At 34.2% G+C, this 18,133-nt stretch carries 18 protein-coding genes; 5 read left to right on the top strand and 13 right to left on the bottom strand.

Going from position 1 to position 18,133, the window contains the following annotated elements:
• Window positions 1-94 precede the first annotated feature (94 nt).
• A complete protein-coding gene (locus ACO05S_RS16925) occupies window positions 95-475 on the bottom strand; it encodes a desulfoferrodoxin family protein (protein ID WP_421919199.1) in 381 nt (126 codons plus the stop codon).
• 141 nt (window positions 476-616) lie between these two features.
• A complete protein-coding gene (locus ACO05S_RS16930) occupies window positions 617-1,246 on the bottom strand; it encodes a peroxiredoxin (protein ID WP_421919200.1) in 630 nt (209 codons plus the stop codon).
• A gap of 304 nt (window positions 1,247-1,550) precedes the next feature.
• On the opposite strand from ACO05S_RS16930, the gene ACO05S_RS16935 reads away from it, so the two are divergent.
• The 3 genes from ACO05S_RS16935 to ACO05S_RS16945 all read left to right on the top strand — a co-directional run bounded on the left by ACO05S_RS16935 (window position 1,551) and on the right by ACO05S_RS16945 (window position 4,228).
• Window positions 1,551-2,375, top strand: coding sequence for an alpha/beta hydrolase (locus ACO05S_RS16935; protein ID WP_421919201.1), 825 nt, complete (start codon window positions 1,551-1,553; stop codon window positions 2,373-2,375).
• A gap of 42 nt (window positions 2,376-2,417) precedes the next feature.
• On the top strand, window positions 2,418-3,500 hold the full coding sequence (locus tag ACO05S_RS16940) for a toxin-antitoxin system YwqK family antitoxin (protein ID WP_421919202.1): 1,083 nt from the start codon (window positions 2,418-2,420) through the stop codon (window positions 3,498-3,500).
• Window positions 3,501-3,601: 101 nt separating this feature from the next.
• Window positions 3,602-4,228 (top strand): MOSC domain-containing protein, encoded by a 627-nt coding sequence (locus ACO05S_RS16945; protein ID WP_421919203.1) that lies wholly within the window; start codon window positions 3,602-3,604, stop codon window positions 4,226-4,228.
• A 58-nt stretch (window positions 4,229-4,286) separates the two neighbouring features.
• Here the strand turns inward: ACO05S_RS16945 and ACO05S_RS16950 are convergent, their stop codons facing one another.
• The gene (locus tag ACO05S_RS16950; protein ID WP_421919204.1) at window positions 4,287-5,048 is read right to left on the bottom strand and encodes a hypothetical protein; all 762 of its coding nucleotides are present in this window, start codon (window positions 5,046-5,048) and stop codon (window positions 4,287-4,289) included.
• 132 nt (window positions 5,049-5,180) lie between these two features.
• Window positions 5,181-6,698 carry a M28 family metallopeptidase gene (locus ACO05S_RS16955; protein ID WP_421919205.1) on the bottom strand — a complete coding sequence of 506 codons (1,518 nt, stop codon included), beginning with the start codon at window positions 6,696-6,698 and terminating at the stop codon, window positions 5,181-5,183.
• A gap of 241 nt (window positions 6,699-6,939) precedes the next feature.
• Between ACO05S_RS16955 and ACO05S_RS16960 the strand changes: the two genes are divergently transcribed.
• Window positions 6,940-7,719, top strand: a complete 780-nt coding sequence (locus ACO05S_RS16960; protein ID WP_421919206.1) for a protein-L-isoaspartate(D-aspartate) O-methyltransferase — start codon at window positions 6,940-6,942, stop codon at window positions 7,717-7,719.
• 36 nt (window positions 7,720-7,755) lie between these two features.
• On the opposite strand, the gene ACO05S_RS16965 is transcribed toward ACO05S_RS16960, so the two are convergent.
• From ACO05S_RS16965 to ACO05S_RS16985, 5 genes are all read right to left on the bottom strand, one after another.
• Entirely contained in the window at window positions 7,756-8,268 is a 513-nt protein-coding gene (locus ACO05S_RS16965; protein WP_421919207.1) for a hypothetical protein, read from the bottom strand.
• Window positions 8,269-8,286: 18 nt separating this feature from the next.
• A complete protein-coding gene (locus tag ACO05S_RS16970) occupies window positions 8,287-8,679 on the bottom strand; it encodes a DUF302 domain-containing protein (RefSeq protein WP_421919208.1) in 393 nt (130 codons plus the stop codon).
• Window positions 8,680-8,700: 21 nt separating this feature from the next.
• Entirely contained in the window at window positions 8,701-9,195 is a 495-nt protein-coding gene (locus ACO05S_RS16975; protein WP_421919209.1) for a hypothetical protein, read from the bottom strand.
• Window positions 9,196-9,449: 254 nt separating this feature from the next.
• Window positions 9,450-11,921, bottom strand: coding sequence for a M56 family metallopeptidase (locus ACO05S_RS16980; RefSeq protein WP_421919210.1), 2,472 nt, complete (start codon window positions 11,919-11,921; stop codon window positions 9,450-9,452).
• Entirely contained in the window at window positions 11,914-12,312 is a 399-nt protein-coding gene (locus ACO05S_RS16985) for a BlaI/MecI/CopY family transcriptional regulator (RefSeq protein ID WP_421919211.1), read from the bottom strand. The genes ACO05S_RS16980 and ACO05S_RS16985 overlap by 8 nt, the downstream gene beginning before the upstream one ends.
• A 318-nt stretch (window positions 12,313-12,630) precedes the next feature.
• On the opposite strand from ACO05S_RS16985, the gene ACO05S_RS16990 reads away from it, so the two are divergent.
• Entirely contained in the window at window positions 12,631-13,104 is a 474-nt protein-coding gene (locus tag ACO05S_RS16990; RefSeq protein ID WP_421919212.1) for an aminoacyl-tRNA deacylase, read from the top strand.
• Window positions 13,105-13,144: 40 nt separating this feature from the next.
• Here ACO05S_RS16990 and ACO05S_RS16995 read toward each other — a convergent pair whose 3' ends face one another.
• The 4 genes from ACO05S_RS16995 to ACO05S_RS17010 form a co-directional block, all read right to left on the bottom strand.
• Entirely contained in the window at window positions 13,145-14,125 is a 981-nt protein-coding gene (locus ACO05S_RS16995) for an N-acetylmuramoyl-L-alanine amidase family protein (RefSeq protein WP_421919213.1), read from the bottom strand.
• A gap of 277 nt (window positions 14,126-14,402) precedes the next feature.
• Entirely contained in the window at window positions 14,403-15,569 is a 1,167-nt protein-coding gene (locus ACO05S_RS17000) for a DUF819 domain-containing protein (RefSeq protein ID WP_421919214.1), read from the bottom strand.
• A 90-nt stretch (window positions 15,570-15,659) separates the two neighbouring features.
• A complete protein-coding gene (locus ACO05S_RS17005; RefSeq protein ID WP_421919215.1) occupies window positions 15,660-16,904 on the bottom strand; it encodes a DEAD/DEAH box helicase in 1,245 nt (414 codons plus the stop codon).
• A gap of 64 nt (window positions 16,905-16,968) precedes the next feature.
• Window positions 16,969-17,961, bottom strand: a complete 993-nt coding sequence (locus tag ACO05S_RS17010; RefSeq protein ID WP_421919216.1) for a lysylphosphatidylglycerol synthase transmembrane domain-containing protein — start codon at window positions 17,959-17,961, stop codon at window positions 16,969-16,971.
• Window positions 17,962-18,133 lie beyond the last annotated feature (172 nt).

The following is an 18,133-nucleotide window of genomic DNA, read 5'->3' on the forward strand; positions in this document are numbered from 1 at the left end:
GGAAAGATTATATAACTGGTATAATCACTCAAGTTTGATAAAAAAAAGCGAGAAACCTTTTGGCTTCCCGCTTCTATAAAATTCTATGAAATTGTTATTCTGAAACTTCAACAAGCTTTTCATCCGAATGCCATAATCCATGCTTGGTACAGAATGCAGTTGCAGTTAGTTTCATTTTACGGGAAGGAACTACGTAAAAATCAACTTCTGTTTGATTTGCAAGTCCGCCAAGAACTCCAGATGAGAAGTTAGCTTGTGTAAGCATTTTTTCACCATCCCATAGCTGAACCCATGCAACATAGTGATCGAAATCATCAGGATGTGCATAAGCATCACCAATTTTTACTTTTACCTTGAATTTTTCACCTTTCTTAGCTTCTTCTTCACAGTGAATAAAAGCTGAGTGTCTGTCGATGTAATCTTTTTTAGCTTCACCATCGATAGTGGTGATATCCTGGTATCTGTTAATTTTCATGTTTTTGTTTTTTTGATTATTACCACATAAGTGGTATAGAGATTTAATTTCGTTAAATATTTAAGGCACTAGTAAAGCTTGCTCAAAATGATTCGATAAGTTTTAATCTAATGCCTTAATGACTTCAACCCGTAATTGGTATTATTTGCTAAGGTATTCTGCAACACCTTCGGCAGTTGCTTTCATTGCATCTTCACCTTTGCTCCAGTTTGCCGGACATACTTCACCGTTTTCTTCGAAATGGTGAAGCGCATCAACCATACGAATTGCTTCATCAACATTACGCCCTAAAGGAAGGTCATTAATTACTGAGTGGCGAACAACACCTTGTTTGTCGATTAGGAACAATCCTCGGTAAGCAACAGGCGCTCCGGTTGAAACAGCATTACCTTCAGCATCGTAATCGTACTCAGATGCTAATACACCAAAGTTTTCTGAAATGGTTTTAGAAAGATCGGCAACCAGTGGATAAGTTACGCCTTCGATACCACCTTTATTTCTTGGGGTATTTAACCAAGCAAAATGCGAGAATTCTGAGTCAACAGAGCAACCAACAACCGCAACATTTCTTGCTTCGAACTCAGCCAATTTATCTTGGAAAGCAATAAGCTCTGTTGGGCAAACGAATGTAAAATCAAGAGGGTAGAAGAAGAATACAACTTCTTGTTTTCCTACATATTGATCTAGTGAAAATCCTTCAACAATTTGATTTCCGTTTACTACTGCACTTGCTTGAAAAGAAGGTGCCTTTTTTCCGATTAAACTTTGCATTTTATTAATATTTTAAAAGTTGATTATACTGTGTTTTTGTAACTGATACAAATGTAGAGTTGATTTGAATAAAGCACAAATTATATTAATCAGTAATCTTTATGCCTTTATAGAGAGAATTAATATGGCGTGATCAAAAACTTGTAAATGCTCAGATTCACAGAGAAATCCAAAATCGCATAAGCTTAGTAGCATTGGAAAGTTTTTTATTGAGTGATATTTTTTAGTTTTGTAGAAGTTACAACATTTCTACCGATAAAAGATGTGCTTAAAGAAGAATTTATGGAAAGATAATATGCTGAATATGAATGACTCTAAATACTGTTTCGAAAGCTATTACGAACGTACTGATATTAATAATATGATTGGAAATATTAGCTTATCGGTTCTGGATAGCAAATCCCGTTCGTGGGTACCGTTTTTTGTTTATCTACCACCCAATTGGTCACCCAAAAAGAATTATCCCTTGGTGTTGTTCATGCATGGTCAGGGAGGAGATGAGTCTACTTTTAATAAATATGTGAATGCTAAACAAATTAATGATTGGATACTGGATGGAGAAATTGAGCCGGTGGTTGTTGCCGGAATAAGAGGGGATAATGAAAGGGAGAATGTGCAATGGTTTACTCCGGAAAATGAAAAATTAATGATTGGGGAAGAACTTGGAGAATTTGTTGCTTATTGTCAGCAAAATTTTAGGGCAGGAATCGATTCAAAAAGTGTTTCTATCGAAGGACATTCGCGAGGAGCTGCAGGAGCAATTCATTACTACTTAAAGTATCCTGGTAAGTTTGCATCGGTGGTGGGGATGGGATATGTAAGCAACTATACCCTTGCTTCCAATATGGAATTGGCAGCAAAGAACCTGGAAGGGTTAAAGAAACAGGGAATTCCCTTAAGACTTGAAATTGGTACAGAAGATCGCTTTGTGTTGACCAAAAATCGCAAATGCATTTACGATTTGCATGATTATTTGAATGAATTGGAATTGAATCATGAGTTTGAAGTGTTACATGGGGTTGAGCATAGATTTGATTATTTTTGGAATTACCATACCGATAATGGTGAGCCAAATGGATTAAGGCACTTAAAGTTTCATGAGAATGCACGAAAGGACTTATCCAAATAAATGTAGGAATGAAAATTGCTGCAACACCCAAAAAATGTAAGTATGAATCCAAGACTATTTTTATTGTTCTATCTGATTTTTCTGTCAACATTAAGTATAGGGCAGAAGACCGTGTATTTTAATGACAACTGGCTGTTTGCCGAGAAAACAGATGCAAGTTATTACAGCGTGATTTATCCTATAAAGGATGGTAAATATCAGGTGAAGGATTACACAATTTCAGGGCATTTATTATCAGAAACTGACTATAGTCCTAAATCGGATCTAATAGAATGGGAACGATTATATGAAGAAGGGTTTCAAGAGTTGGCGATTGAGGATGGCACATGTACTGAGTTTTTTCCCAATGGATACAAAAAGAAACAGTTTAGCTACGAAAAGGGGAAGCAAAATGGCAATATTCGATTATGGTCGGAAGATGGGAAGCTATTTCGTGATTTTGTTGCCAAAAATAACATCGCCAATGGATTATATCTGGAATACTATAAAAATGGCAAGGCAAGCTTATCGGTAAACTTTAAAAACGACACTTTAAATGGTCCGGCGGCTTATTATCATTTAAATGGTAAAATGTCTCAGAAAGGAAACTTTAAAAAAGGGAAGAAAGTAGGGAAATGGACATACTGGTCGGATAAGGGTGATGTAATCGGAAGTGAAAGCTATCGGAATAGCTTTTTTATTGAAGGTCCTGATATTAATATCGGTTTTCCGAAAGGAAACTGGTGTTTGACTGACCAATTTAAAGATGGAGAGTTAACCAATTTTGTTTTCTCAAGAACACAGGGGAATGAGCAACTTACAGGTAATGCAGTTCCAACATGTATTTTGTCCTTGGAATATATTGGGGGTGATCATAAACTATTGGATTACTCATCCTATAAAAGAAGACGATTAACTGTTGATATTCATAAAGTGATTAGCAAGGAGCAAGATTTGTTTTCTATTGAGAATTCAATGGGCTATTTGGGTTCATATGATGATGATAAGAAGAAAAAGCATACAGTTGTCGTTTTTCATACCATACAAAAACAAATTGGGGTTGAAATGATTATTGATATCCAACAAGAGGATTATGAGAGTTTAAAAAAGGAAGCCGTTTATATTTTACAATCGATTAAAAAGTAAAGAATGAAACGAGCATGATTAAAATAATTATTAACTCAAAGGATAATGATTATTTTAATCTTGCGGCTTGCATCGGGCAAATAAGATAAAATTATAATTAGATGAAAGTTGTATCAACAAATAAAGGCAAATTGGTAGAGATCAATTATCATGGAAAAATGGTTAAAACCGGAATGTTTAAATACCCGGTTGATGAAGGGATTTGTTTAGGCAAAGAAGATGTAAGGGGTGATACAGTAATCGACAGAAAATATCATGGAGGGTTAGATAAAGCCTGTTATTTGTATTCTACTAAGCATTATGTTTTTTGGAAAAATCGATTTCCTGATTTGGATTGGGAGTTTGGAATGTTTGGAGAGAACTTAAGCATTTCAGATTTGGATGAAGGGACCGTTCGTATAGGCGATGTATATGAAATTGGAGAATGCCTGGTTCAAGTCACTCAACCTCGTCAACCATGTTTCAAACTAAATTATCGATTTAATTGTGACAGCATGGTAAAAGAGTTTATTGATGCAGGATTTCCAGGAGTATACATTAGAGTGCTGCAAGAAGGAATCATTTATTCGGGCAACAAGTTGATTCTTAGAGAACGCAATGCAGATAGTTTATCGGTAAGTGATGTTTATCAAATGCTTTATGCAGTGAATAAAGATACTATACTTTTGCAGAAAGCACTAAATGATGCAGCTTTGGCAGAAAGTTGCAAGAAGGATTTGAGCAAATAAAAGAGGCTGTCGGATGTTTGATTTTTAGGACAGCCTAATATTTTGGATACAGACAATGCTAGTTGCCTAAAATAATTTTTCTCACCAGGTTTTCGGCATCATTAGCATCAACATCCATATTAAAACCAATTCTGTAGATTAAACCATTGTGCCATGCATAATATTGATACGACCCAGTTGTTTCTTTAAATATTCGATTTTGAGATTCATCGTACATATAATAATCAAACACTCTTGGCCACAGATTATCTTTATCTTTAGGAAGGTAGTACAGAGAATCCTGCTCTGTTAAATTCAAAATCACATACGCTCTTTTGGTTAAATCTTCGTGCAGAGTTTCAAGTTCAGTTTCACTCATTTCCATAAAGGGATTGTTAGGATGCTGAGTAATTGAAACAATAAAGAAGTCTTTGAAATTGATATCGTATCCTTCATCATTCTCCAGGTAAGACAATTGAATTTGAAACACAAGCTGGTTCTGATCATTCCATGACGTTACAATGTTGGCCTCCTGAATATTTGCTGTAAAACTAAGTTCCGAAGGTGAAAAAAGATTGATCTTTGTTCTCATCTCTTCCGGAATTCTATTTAGTGCTTCGTAGATGCTAACAGGAATATAAAAATCTACTTTTTCACGTTCTTTCAAGATGTTAAAATCGTAATTGTAGGTGTGATCATAGCCTTCAACTTCGTCTAAACCAACAAGTAATTCTTCGTTTGGATCTACAAAACCAGAATGTTTATCGCTTTCCGAACAAGATATTATTCCTGTAAACAAAATTATAATGCTAAGATATTGGTAGGATTTTCGAAAATTCATAATTCTTTGTTTATCGTATTCACTAATGAACCATACAAACTTACGGAAAAAAAGAATTTATGTTTTCTTTTTTGTTTAAGAATTCTAATCCTGTCGAAAAATACCTGAAATACAGATTTGTATCATCCCAAGTTACTTTTGATTAGCCAATTCAATTGCGGTTAAAAATATTAAACCACTTACTTTTCTAACAGATTGATAATCTAACTTATCAGGAGTGTCGGTTGTTCTGTGATAATCATCATTTAAACCATTAAAATAAAAAATTGAGGGTATATTTTTTTTAACAAACGAAGCTTGATCGGAAGCTGAATATAGAAAGTTATCCTTGGTATCGTATGAATAATCTAATTCTAAATTCGGATACAAATGGTTTAGACTATCGCCTATCGTTTTTAGTTTGGGATTAAGGTCAGATGCACCTATAAGATAAATAAAGTTATGGTTCTTGTGATTGATATCTCTTCTTCCCAACATATCAATGTTTAGATTTGCTTTAATGTTGGTATGAGGAAATGTTTGTTTTTCAACAAAATATTTCGAGCCCAATAGTCCTTTCTCCTCTCCAGACAGAGCCGCAAAGATAATACTTCGTTTAAGTTGTAATCCATTGTCAACCGCATCTTTAATTGCCTTAGCAATTTCAATAAGTGCCGCAGTACCAGAAGCATTGTCATTGGCTCCGTAAAAAACTTTATTTCCTCTTCTTCCCAAATGGTCGTAATGAGCTGTAATAACGATATATTCTTCTTTTTTTTCTGTTCCTGGAATACATGCAATGACATTCTCGCTCGGCTTTGAATCGTAGGTGTTTTCAAATTCAAGATCTAATGTAATCTCGCGTTTATTAGGCCATAAACTTGAGTTTTCGGAGATGTATTTTTTTAAGTCTTTTAATCTAAGCTCCAATATTTTTGCAACAGCTTTTTCGCTTATTGATCCTTGGTAGGTTTTTCTTGTTCGTTGAAAATCGTAATACATTTCTTTATGTGATATTGAATCAAATGGATTTTGAGAGGGGAACTGGTAGGGGTCTAACATTGTGCGATGATTGAGTATACTCTTGTTGTGTCGAATGATCGTTTGAATCTGATTTGGATTGATAGGGTTGCAGTAAAACACAATTTTTGAGTTGGTCTTGCGAATGATATCCGAAGCCTTTACTGGTGCAGCATACAAATTCCGGGTTAAGAACAAAACTGCTTTATTTGAGAAGTCTTTATTCTGGTATATACTATCATGAGCTGCACCTAAAAATTCTAGTTCAATATTATCTCTTTTAAAGTTATTATAGCCTGATAATGTAAAATCTTCATAAGCTTTAAATTCAAATCCATTAGCCAACAGATTAATAATTGGAGCTTTCTTTTTGTAAATCAAGAATTCTTGGAAATAACTTAAACTGTCGTTTTTAAGCTGATAACTGGATATACCTGCATCACGGAATTGCTTAAAGATGTATGCTGCGGCTAATTTTTGACCTTCTTCACCTGTTTCTCTTCCATTCATATTTTCTGATGCCAGCTTATAAACATCTTGCTTAATATTTTCGGCCGATATCTTTTTAGAAAGAGCAATCAGGTCTATTTCTTGGCCAATAAGTTTAAAAGTTATTAATAAGCCAATTGAAAGAATTGTAAATTTCTTCATCACAATGTTTTTAAGCAATTAATGGTGTAATACCAGTTTTATAATGAAATTAATCTCCTTTTGATTTAATTCTTCCATAAAAATATAGCCTAAGCTAAGACTATGCTTCTATTTTTTGGCTTAAATAAACTCAAAATTAGTAAAGCAATGAAAGACTCGTTTTAGAATAACACTGATCTAGCATGAATTTAATAAATTTAATTTCCTTTTTAATGGTGCTTTCTTTTAAAACTGAAGCATTATGAATGCGAATTTTCCTGTCGATGATAATGTTGTAACTTTATGCAAGGCAAGAAACAAGATGAAGATTGTATTAACATATGGACTGGGGATTATAATTGCCACTCTCTTTATTCCAAAAATGCAACATGCTCAGAATACTAATTTTAAGGCAAAAAGATTTAAAATGCTTGCTGAGCAAATCATATCAAGAGGAATAAAAAATGAGGAGGTAATAAAAGCAATGCAAGCTGTTGAAAGGCACTTGTTTGTTCCACACCACTTGCAAAAATATGCATATCAGGATAGGCCATTGCCCATTGGCTATGAGCAAACCATCTCTCAACCGTATATTGTTGCCTTAATGTCTCAATTGCTAGATGTGAAAGAAGGAGAAAAGATTTTGGAAATTGGAACGGGATCTGGTTATCAGGCTGCTGTATTAGCCGAAATGAAAGGCAGGATTTTTAGTATAGAAATTGTTAGGCCTCTGCAAAAAAGAGCAGCATTTGTGTTAGATTCTTTGGCTTATAAAAATGTCGAAACTTGTTATGGCGATGGTTATTTAGGCTGGCCTGATCAAGCACCTTTCGATGGGATTATTGTAACCTGCTCGCCAACAAAGGTGCCACAAGCCTTAGTTGACCAATTAGCAGAAGGAGGCAAGCTTGTGATTCCTGTCGGTTTAAAAAATGTAAAAAAGCTGGTACTGTTAGAGAAAAAGAAAGGCAAAATCATTCAAAAAAATGTTATTTCTGTTCGTTTTGTGCCTATGGTTGATTTACATGGAAATCAATATTAAAAAACACCTGAAAATTGATATGATTCATTCGCAAAGTCAATTGATATGATTTGATTTCTTATAAATTCCTTCGAACTGGATTGTCCAATTTTTTCCATTATCGGTTGTTGATTCCCATACCTGTTTTACTTCTTCGTTTGAAAGTTTCGTCCATGTTATTCGATGTATTGAGTTGGGTTCACCCATATTAGAATCTAAACCGCTGGTAAGAACCATTTTTTCATCACGAAATTCGCCTTTCAACAATAGGTTATTTCCGTTTTTATCTACCCATACTTGATGCCATTTATTTGATTTTGGATTGTAGAAACTATAACTGGTACCACTAAAGTTATCATTTTTTGAAACCCAGTTTTCTTGAATAAGATATTTGTTCTGAAGAAACACAACTTTATTTTTGCCTACAAGATTTTCTCCTGTATAAACATCCCATTCGCCTATCCAAAAATCAAATTGGCGAGAATAATTAGTAGGAACTATGTTTTCCTGTGCAAATAATGAATAAGGCATACAGCTTACTGCCATAAGCAGTATTAAAATTGTTTTCATAGTGAAGCGGCTTAAAAATTAATCTTCAAGATAAGTAAGGCATCGTTCTAATTTCATTTTTAGTTCTTTAGCAAAAGGCTGCAACTCTTCGTTTTCAATCACATTAAAAGCTGCTGTTGGATCCATTATCGAAATATCAACATGACCGTTATCTTGTTCAACAACGGTAATATTACATGGCATCATAATGCCAATCTGATCTTCCACTTGAAAAGCTTCATAGGCTAAAGTTGGATTACATGCGCCAAGAATTCGATATTGCTTAAAATCAACATTAATCTTCTGCTTTAGAGTTGCTTTAACATCAATATCAGTAAGTATTCCAAAACCTTCTGTTTGTATAGCTTTTGTAATTCTATCTACCGCTTCATCAAAAGTGAAATCTGTTATTCGTTTAATATAGTAGCTCATACTTCAATTTTTAACTTAGTTTTAAATGTCCTGTTTAAATTTATCTGATTGAAGTCCCTTTCTACGCGACAAGTCACAGGTTTTATATAAAATCCCTATTAATAAAATGAATGAAAGTATCCTTACATAAGAGAGAATGGATTCATATTCAGAACCAAGTGGTCCGTGAATGTAATCCATAAGCATAATTACACTTAAAGGAATGAAGAGAGCCAATAGTATTATTAACAAAACAGCGGATTCTTTGTACACTCGTTTAATTAATAATCCTATACCACAAATAATTTGAATAAAACCCGATGAACTTGTGACTGTATATGTTGACTTAAAAGCTGCGGAGAAAAGATGACTAAAAAAAGAAGGAATCAGGATGTGTAAAGCACCAATAACAATGGCAGCAACCCCAAAAGCAAAACGTAAGTGTTCTTTTTTTGAAAAACTTTTCAGGTAATTGCTAAATAATGTGGCAATTCTAATGAGGATATATGTTGTTAATATTGTAAGAATCAGTAGCATAGCAGTAGATTTTAAAAATCTTCGTATTATATCAATTGTATATCCACCCCATAACTCATAGGATGGATTCGTAATCGGTATTAATTTACGAATTTGTAGTTCTGCTTGCAAATCAGAGTTTAGCACTAACAAAGAGGCAACCTAAAAAGGATTTGTATTTGGAGGTATCTATTTAGTTTTGCAAATACTCAACTCTTTTTCAATACAAAAATCGACTTCTTAGGTTGTCTCTTAATGAATGGTAGGGTCTGTTTTTATTTTTTTAAAGTGATTTCCATGACTCCATTTTTAGCATTTTTGCCATACTTTTCAATAGCTGATTCGCCTTTAATAAAATTTATGCTTTTAATTTGATTGGGTGAGATTTCATCAAAACGTTTAGCACTAATCTTTTTGCCATCGAGAATATAAAGAGGTTTATCTTTTCCGTTTTGCTCTTTATTTTTAAGGAAGGCAGGTTTATTCTTTCCTTTATTTTTTGACTTGATTAGAACGACACCATGCTCGGCTTCCTTACCATATATCTCAATTGCTTTTTGATTTTTAAGAACACTTACGCCATCAATATTGTCCGGATCCAAGTATTTAATATGGTTTGAATCAACCAGCGAGTCATCAATAATATAAAGAGGCATGTTTTCTTTTACCTCTCCTTTAAATTTAAGATTTGAATACTGTATAAAATTACTATTTTCTTGTCCAGCAAATACAAATTGATCATTTTTCGAATCTTCTTGTCCTTGTATTATTTTTTCTAACTGATCCCTATATTCAAGAGTGTTTAGTTTTTCCAAATGCTTATAGATTCTTTCCTTACTTCTTTCAAGTTTATCCTGAAACTCCTTTCGATATTCTGGGGAGTGATATTTTTCGATATGCTTTTTTAAGGATTCTCTTTGTTTTTGAAGTCGCTGTTCAAATTCTCCTGATTCTATTCTGTCGAGATGCTCTTGAAGTGATTTCTTAGATCTTTCGATGTTTTTCTTTAACTGATCTTTATATTCTTTGGAATTAATCCTTTCAATAGTCTCCTGAATTCTCTCCTTAATTACAATTTTTTCTTTTTCACTAAGCTCCCTGTCAGATTCAATTTCTTTAAGTTCATTACTTAATTCTTTTTTCTGAAGCTCTTTTTCCAATTCGAGTTGTTCAATTAAGTTCTGGTTTGAGAACTCTTCAAGCTCTTTTCTTAATTCGGCTTGTTGCTCTTGCATCTCATTTTTAATCTGCTCAATATCCAATTCTTTAAGAGCAGTTTCCAGTTCTGCAAAGTTCATTTCTAGTTTAATTTCCTCCAATTCCTTAGCAGCTTCCTTCAATTCAATTTTTTGCTCCTCAATGATTTTGTTTACCTTTTTCTGTAACCATTCTTTTGACTTCAAAGAATCTTCAGGAATGTCGAAATCAACATCCATTAGAACTTTCACCTCACGATCAATTTCCGCTACAGCTTCTGTTTCCATCTTAGGAGCAGTTTCTACTTCCACCACTACTTCCACTTCCGAAGTAATTTCAACTTCATCTTTGGTTTCTGTTTCTACTTTAACAGTTTCAGTTGATTCGAGTGTTGTGTTTGCTTTTTTGTTCTTTTTCTTCTTCTTTTTGTCTTGTTGTAACGGAACGGCATTGTTATCAGTTTTTTTGTTTTGTTTTTGATCGATCACATTAATTTTCGAGAAAAATTGCTTGCCCGAGAATGCGTTCTCGGAAATAGCGAAGTTCGAAATCAATATCAATCCTGAAAACAGAAACACAAATAAACCACTAATAAGTAATTTGTCGCTCCGTTTTCCCAACTCTGCTTTGGGTCTTAAAATTCGTTGAACTCGATTAAAAAGATTGTCTTTTTTGCCCGATAGTCCCAAAACCAATTCAAATCTTTTTTTCCTAATTGCTTCCATATTATTTAATGCTTTAATAAGGGTTAAGGATTCACCACAAACCTTTACCGCCAGGTCATCACAAATGTGTTCTCTTTCGGTATTAACCACAGAAGACAGCCACCAAACAACAGGATGATAGAAAAATAATAATTCTAGTATTCCTTGTACAAATTGAAATAAATAATCATGACGTTTTATGTGCGCCAATTCGTGAGCTATAATAATTTCCAGCTGATTATACGGAATGCAGCTTAACATGCTAACCGGCAACAGAACAACTGGTTTAAAATATCCAATTAATGAAGGAGTCTGCACATAACCAGATTCCTTGAATGTAACTTTTTGTTTTAAATGAAACCTTTTAATAAGGTTTGAGGCTAGTTTTTGAGTTTTATTAGAAATAGGGTAGGTTAAGTGTTTTTTCAATTTTAAGCTTTGTAGGTAATTAAAAGTCATGTGTAATGATAAAACACATACTCCAATACACCATAAATTAACGATTACAGGAAAATATCTGGCAAAATTTATATTGTCGAAACTGAAAAAATCCGAAGAGCTGGAACTGTTTTTTAACAATAGCAACATCATCTCGGGATCAATATTACCTGTTTCTACCATTGTTCCGGTTCTTTTTAAATAATAATGAACAAAAGTTAGGATAAAACTTACAAAAACGAATGAAAGACCAATGGATGCAATTCCGTAGCGCAGTTTAGCATTGTCTTTTGAAATCAATCGGAAAACAAGCCAAATAATTGCACCGACAATTGTAATTTGCCACAAAGAATTTAATAAAGTCCAGCCGGCGGCATTTATCAGCTTAAATAAATTAATATCATTCATTGCTATCCGAATTTTGCGACGATTCAATATCGTCAATTAAACTACGAATTTTATTCAGCTCATCGGTGCTACAAGTTTTATTCCCAAGGGCTTGCAATACCATTCCGGATGTTGATCCGTTAAATAGGGTAGATATGAATTTATCTATGAGAAGATTTTTGGTTTCTTTTTCTTCCACAATAGCCTCGTAAATATGAGTTCGTGAGTTTTTTTCTCTTCGAAGCATATCTTTTTCCGTCATGATTTGCATCACTTTTAGAGTTGTTGTATATCCAACATCTCTGCCACTTTTTAATTTTTCGTTTACAACACGTACTGTCGACGGACCATAAGTCCATAATACTTGTAAAATTTCTAATTCAGCGTCGGTAGGCTTAATCTTCTTTGGCATTTTGTGGTGAATTCTGTTATACGATTAATTTCGTAGATAAAATTATACGAAACAATTCGTAATACAAAATTTTATTACGATTATTTTCGTAATTAGGCATCTTTGTCCAATCATTTGTACTTACTTCTTTTGTCTAGTTTCTTAATATAAAACGTTTTACTCTTTACTTCCACCTTTTTTTTTCGTATTTTATTGTTTCTCTATTAACTAAGTATAAGAGGACGAAAGTTAGAAAAGAAAAAAACTCAATCGGTTTATCCGATTAAAGGCTTAAAGCCTTATACTGATTGCAAATTTTAAACCATAGAACCAAACGCTATGCCTATTCGAAAGTTAAAGCAGTATTTAGATGAAAGACAGATAAAATATGTTACGATTCGGCATTCTTCGGCTTATACAGCTCAACAGATTGCTGCATCGGCACATGTTCCAGGTAAAATGCTCGCAAAAACAGTAATGATTAAAGTGGATGGCAGAATGGCAATGGCTGTATTGCCTGCTTCTTATTTAATTGATTTTGATTTGTTAAAGCAAATGTTGGCTTGTAAAAAAGTTGAATTAGCTCATGAGCAAGAGTTTAAAGATATCTTCCCTCAGTGTGAGGTAGGAGCAATGCCTCCTTTTGGAAATATTTATAATTTAGAAGTTTATGTGTCAGAAAGCCTAGTAGAAGATGATGATATCGTATTCAGTGCAGGAACTCATACAGAATTAATCATGTTATCGTACGAGGATTTTCACAACTGTGTTGAACCAGTAGTTTTGAAATTTACACACAAGTGTTACGCTTAGATTCTATATCAATAATTAAAAACAAGATCCTTTTCTTTTCTTACTTTTTCTTTTCGTTTTTATAATCATCCACAATTCCTTCGCAAAGCCATTTGGCTAAAGCTTGTCTGTTATCCATTCTGGTAAACCTTATTTGATCTCTGTAATTGTTAATATTTCCGAGTTCTGCAAACACCGATGGTGGAGTAGTTGTACTGAGCATATACAACTTTCTTGCTCCTACCGTTCCGGTATACTCTCTGCTAGGTTGATGTTTAGCATACTTGGTTTTGATTTTTTTTTGTAACGCCAATGCCAGTTTCTTTCCTTTCGAACTTTTGGCATGATGATAAAAATAAACATCGGTTCTGTTGCTTTTACTTCTTGAATCGAGGTGCAGAACAATTAATCTTTGGTAAGTTCCAGACTTTTCTTTTCTTGCTAGGATATTAATAGCCGCAGCTCGTTGTCTTAATCGCGGAGTTTGTTTTTGCGGTATCACTTGCGAAGGGTAGCACCTTTCATCTTTGTCAGGTTTTAAAAATGCGGCATCTCTTATTCCATCATTGTAATCCCTGATAATAAAGTGCACCTTAGCACCACGGGAAATTAATTCTTTGCCCAGTCTGAGTACAATATCATAGGCATATTCATCTTCACAAATTTTATGACCAGATACTTTTCCCACCGCACCTGGGTCGGGCCCGCCATGACCTGCCACCAAGTGAATAACCGCACCTTCCAATGTATTGTTTATTTGTTTCACTCTGGAGTGATCTTTGCCTAGTAAAGGAATACTATGCAACGTGTATCGAAGAGGGACTTTGTATTTTTTACCCGCAATTAGATGACCAGTTTTTGTAAACTGTCCCTGGTTTAAAGCTTTGAATTTTGAAGTATGTTTGGATGGATTTAATTGATTTCTGTATAAAAAGGCATTAAAACCTTCTCCTTTCTTTACAGTCACCCATTTGAAGTTTTCCTGCGAAAATCCATGAAATGATAAAGTAAGTATGATAATAAACGAAAGGAATTTCAACATCAGCTTTAATTTGTTTTTTAGTTTATTAAAAATAGTTAAAATACTGATGGAGTGATGTTATGGAGGAAATTATTTTACAAATAAATCTGGGGAGTAATACCAGTTTTATTCTGAAACGAGTCTTAATTTTTTTTGGAATTTTGAGTTTATTCTTCGTTCGAAAAATATCGCTTTAGCTAATGCTATATCAAGTAAAGTAGTGCCTCTTTTCCTTACAAAAAAGAGAAAGGCTCGTCTTTGTAGGAGAAACAAGCCTTTTATCATGATATCAACTTACCTAACTCAAATAAATTGCAATACTAACGCCAATAAAAGTACCAATCACATACCCCAGTATGCCTACAAGAATACCAGGTGTAACCAGTTTCTTTTGTCCCATAGATGCGGCCATAGGAGCGGCAACCGATGGTCCCATAATGTTGGCTGCTGATGAAATTACTACTTCATAAACATCCAATTTAAACAGTTTAGCCAATGCCAATAGGAATACAAAGTGGAAAACCATAATACAAAGGTAGAATGCCAATACTGCCGGTCCGATGCTGAATATTTGCTGTATGTTTGTTGCCGCTCCAATAACGGCTAGAAATATATACATCATCCATAAACCAATTGAGAATGCAGTATTTTCGAGAGGTTGTAAAAATTTTGGGAACAAGTTGGCTGCCAAAACAGCGAATACGGTAATAATAAGTATGCTTAAATTGATATCGGTATTCAAAAGATTCTGTAAATAGGGAGATACAAAGCTTCCTGCACCTGCAATTAGTGCTGCAACGAAAACAGTAACTGCAATTCTTTCCATAGTAATTGGGAATTCCTTTTTCTGGCTTGTTGTATTTTCTGAACGATTTTCTGCTTTTGGTTTTACAAAAAAACGCGAAAAAAATAGGAGGGAAGGAGTTAAAAAAAGGAATAAGGTATATAGGTTTGACACAAAATTATCAACTGCTATGGTAGCTGTAAATAAAGGGTTGGTACTGAAGTTTAATGCCTCGGCAGCTGCAATAAAGTTAACACTGCCACCAATCAATGTAGCGGCAATTACTCCGGCTGTGTTTCCGGAATCAGGCCCTAAACCAATTAATCCAAAAGCAATAAAACAACCTAAGACAATACCAATTGCTCCAAGAATATAGGCTACCAGAAGTTTACCACTCTCTTTAACGATTTTTATAATGTTAGAGCTAAATAGCAGCATTGGTATCGAAATGGGAATGAAGTATGAAAATACCAAATCATATACTTCTACTTTAACATTTGGATTTGAAGCAACAGGAACTACGCCTGTCATTGCCAGTAAGGACATAGAAATCATGGTAACTAAAATACCTGACAATTTTCCGAACCATTTTTTATGTTCCGAATATATTCCAAAGGCTGCTGCTCCAGCTATAATAAAAAACAATAACATGTTGCTATCGGGCGAGATAATAGATTGCATAAATATGGTTTTTTTGAAATTAGTGGATACGAATTTAATAAAAATCAAAAGATAAGCTCAAACGAATTTGGCTTGAGCTAACTATCTTTTTTATTTGTTCTTTCTTTTTTTCTTTTTTTGATTTTCAAAGTAATCTTCGGCTTCATCCATTAATTCTTTCAAACTTTTCGAATAATCTTCCGAAAAATCAATGGTGGCTGAATATTCCTTGTGAGAAATGTCCATCACTTGTATTTCCCCTCCTAGATAATCCTCAATCTCATTTAAAAGTTCTTTTTCGGTATCCAGACAACAAAAAGAAATTGCTGTTCCTTTTTGCACTCCACGCCCCGTTCGTCCAACTCTATGAACGTAGTTTTCCGGTACATCAGGAAGATCATAGTTTACTACATAATCAACATTCGGAATATCTATGCCACGTGCACTTACATCGGTAGCAATCAAAACTTTTACCTTACTAGATTTAAATTCATTTAAGGCTGCCAAACGATCTTTTTGTTCTCTGTCACCATGAATCAATTGACTCGTAACTCCAACGCGTTGCATGGCTTTGTGTACACGTTCTGCACGCACCTTGGTTCTTACAAAAACCAATATTTTGCTCTCCTCGTGTACTTTGGCAATACGCTCCAAAAAGAAACGCTTGTCATCCATTTTTACATAGACCAAAGAATGTACTACATTTCTTGAAACCGGATCTTTTGGTGAAATCTGAATACGAATCGCTTTACGAACCAAGGAGTAGGCAAGCTTCTTAATCTTTGGTGTTATGGTTGCCGAAAAGAACAAGGTTTGGCGGTTTTTTGGTAGAAATTTAATCAGGTCACGAATGTCATTTATAAAACCCAAATCCAACATGTGATCGGCTTCATCCAATATCAAGATATCAATCCCTCTTAGGTCGATATAGCCTTGGCTTGATAGGTCGAACATTCTGCCAGGTGTCGAAATTAGGATATCAATCCCCTTCTGTAATTTTGCAATTTGCGGATCTTGTTCTACACCACCAAAAACGCAAAAACTGTTTACTTTGGTGTATTTACCAATTTCTTGGAATACCTCTGTAATTTGTATGGCAAGTTCGCGTGTAGGAACCATAACCACACATTTAATTCCTTTACTGCTTTTATTTTTTTTCGATTTATGAATTTTATCGATAATAGGAATTGCAAATGCAGCGGTTTTACCAGTACCGGTTTGTGCAATCGCTAAAACATCTTCTCCTTTTACAATTGGAGGTATGGCCTTGTATTGTATATCTGTTGGTCGTTTAAACCCCAGTGTCTCCAGATTTTTCTTAATATCTGGTGAAAAGTTATATTGATTAAACTTCATAGTTCTTTGTCTTCAAAATTTGCGACAAAGATAGCTGTAAAAACTGAGTTTGGTAACCAGCGTTCTAATTCTTCTTTACTTTGGTTTCCACCCAATATCTAAAATACCCATAACCGCCAAGTATCAATGTTCCGATAAAGGTTAATCCGTTAGATAAAATGCCAAAGGAAATTCCTGCATTGGCATCGAGCCGATATGCCAAAAACAGCTGTAGCAAAAAGAAATGTGTAGTACCTATTCCACCCGGGCTTGGTAGCGCCCAACCCAAACCTCCAATGAATAGAATTATCACTGCAAAGAAGATGTGATAGCTCGATGTTTCGGGCAAGCAAAGCAGGTAAATAAAATTTAGCAATACTAATGTTGCCCATATTAATAGGGTAAGAAGAATAAATTTGAATTTCTTTTTAAGCAATAAACCTTGCTTTAAAGATTTAAACATACTTTGAAGAAAGCCAATAATCTTTTTAAGGATAGGGTGCTCTGATTTTTTAAGTTTTTTTAGGCTAATAAGAATGAGCACGAGAAATATAAGCAGCAGCACAGGAAATACATAAATGTATCGATATCCATAAATGTGTGAGATACCACCAATTGTTGAATCAATAATTCCTTGCAGGCGATCAAGTTCAATAAAGAAAATGCTTATGATGCCCAATCCTAGAATGAGTAGGTCGTAAGCTCGTTCGGCCATTACACTTCCCATAGAAACGGGAACTGGTATTTTTGAGTTTTTTTGCAAAGATGTGCATCGAATAATCTCGCCTAGTTTAGGGGTGAAACTATTTACAAAATATCCTAATAATAGGGAGGTTAATACTTTATCGGAGCTTGGTTTTTCTCCGGTTTCTTCTATTAATAATTTCCAACGTAGCGCTCTTAAATAGAATACAAAAAACAAGCATATAAAGCTAAGAAAAATGAAAAAGTAATCGGCATCAGCCAGACTTTCCCAAACTGGTTCTAATGGTTTTTCATGCAGTGTTAAGAATAAGAAAATCGCACCTATTAATACACCTGTTATATTTTTAAGTATGCTTTTAATTTTATTAATCATCAATACAACTTTCGGTAATTACAAGAGAAGAGACAAAATTAGAAAATTATACCAATAATAACTCCTAAGGTAACTATTTTAGGAAGGGTAAAGTCCTCATCCGTAAAGGCACAGTTCCCATGCACAAAGGTAAGGTAATGATTTGTATTGTCGGGGTATTCTTTTATAAAGG

This window comes from Marinifilum sp., assembly GCF_965230805.1.
In the GTDB taxonomy this organism is placed as follows: Bacteria; Bacteroidota; Bacteroidia; order Bacteroidales; family Marinifilaceae; genus Marinifilum.

Bases quoted from the DNA above. Each gene is read 5' to 3' on its own strand.
- ACO05S_RS16925 (WP_421919199.1), bottom strand. From the start codon at position 475: ATGAAAATTAACAGATACCAGGATATCACCACTATCGATGGTGAAGCT.
- ACO05S_RS16930 (WP_421919200.1), bottom strand. From the start codon at position 1,246: ATGCAAAGTTTAATCGGAAAAAAGGCACCTTCTTTTCAAGCAAGTGCA.
- ACO05S_RS16935 (WP_421919201.1), top strand. From the start codon at position 1,551: ATGAATGACTCTAAATACTGTTTCGAAAGCTATTACGAACGTACTGAT.
- ACO05S_RS16940 (WP_421919202.1), top strand. From the start codon at position 2,418: ATGAATCCAAGACTATTTTTATTGTTCTATCTGATTTTTCTGTCAACA.
- ACO05S_RS16945 (WP_421919203.1), top strand. From the start codon at position 3,602: ATGAAAGTTGTATCAACAAATAAAGGCAAATTGGTAGAGATCAATTAT.
- ACO05S_RS16950 (WP_421919204.1), bottom strand. From the start codon at position 5,048: ATGAATTTTCGAAAATCCTACCAATATCTTAGCATTATAATTTTGTTT.
- ACO05S_RS16955 (WP_421919205.1), bottom strand. From the start codon at position 6,698: ATGAAGAAATTTACAATTCTTTCAATTGGCTTATTAATAACTTTTAAA.
- ACO05S_RS16960 (WP_421919206.1), top strand. From the start codon at position 6,940: ATGAATGCGAATTTTCCTGTCGATGATAATGTTGTAACTTTATGCAAG.
- ACO05S_RS16965 (WP_421919207.1), bottom strand. From the start codon at position 8,268: ATGAAAACAATTTTAATACTGCTTATGGCAGTAAGCTGTATGCCTTAT.
- ACO05S_RS16970 (WP_421919208.1), bottom strand. From the start codon at position 8,679: ATGAGCTACTATATTAAACGAATAACAGATTTCACTTTTGATGAAGCG.
- ACO05S_RS16975 (WP_421919209.1), bottom strand. From the start codon at position 9,195: ATGCTACTGATTCTTACAATATTAACAACATATATCCTCATTAGAATT.
- ACO05S_RS16980 (WP_421919210.1), bottom strand. From the start codon at position 11,921: ATGAATGATATTAATTTATTTAAGCTGATAAATGCCGCCGGCTGGACT.
- ACO05S_RS16985 (WP_421919211.1), bottom strand. From the start codon at position 12,312: ATGCCAAAGAAGATTAAGCCTACCGACGCTGAATTAGAAATTTTACAA.
- ACO05S_RS16990 (WP_421919212.1), top strand. From the start codon at position 12,631: ATGCCTATTCGAAAGTTAAAGCAGTATTTAGATGAAAGACAGATAAAA.
- ACO05S_RS16995 (WP_421919213.1), bottom strand. From the start codon at position 14,125: ATGTTGAAATTCCTTTCGTTTATTATCATACTTACTTTATCATTTCAT.
- ACO05S_RS17000 (WP_421919214.1), bottom strand. From the start codon at position 15,569: ATGCAATCTATTATCTCGCCCGATAGCAACATGTTATTGTTTTTTATT.
- ACO05S_RS17005 (WP_421919215.1), bottom strand. From the start codon at position 16,904: ATGAAGTTTAATCAATATAACTTTTCACCAGATATTAAGAAAAATCTG.
- ACO05S_RS17010 (WP_421919216.1), bottom strand. From the start codon at position 17,961: ATGATTAATAAAATTAAAAGCATACTTAAAAATATAACAGGTGTATTA.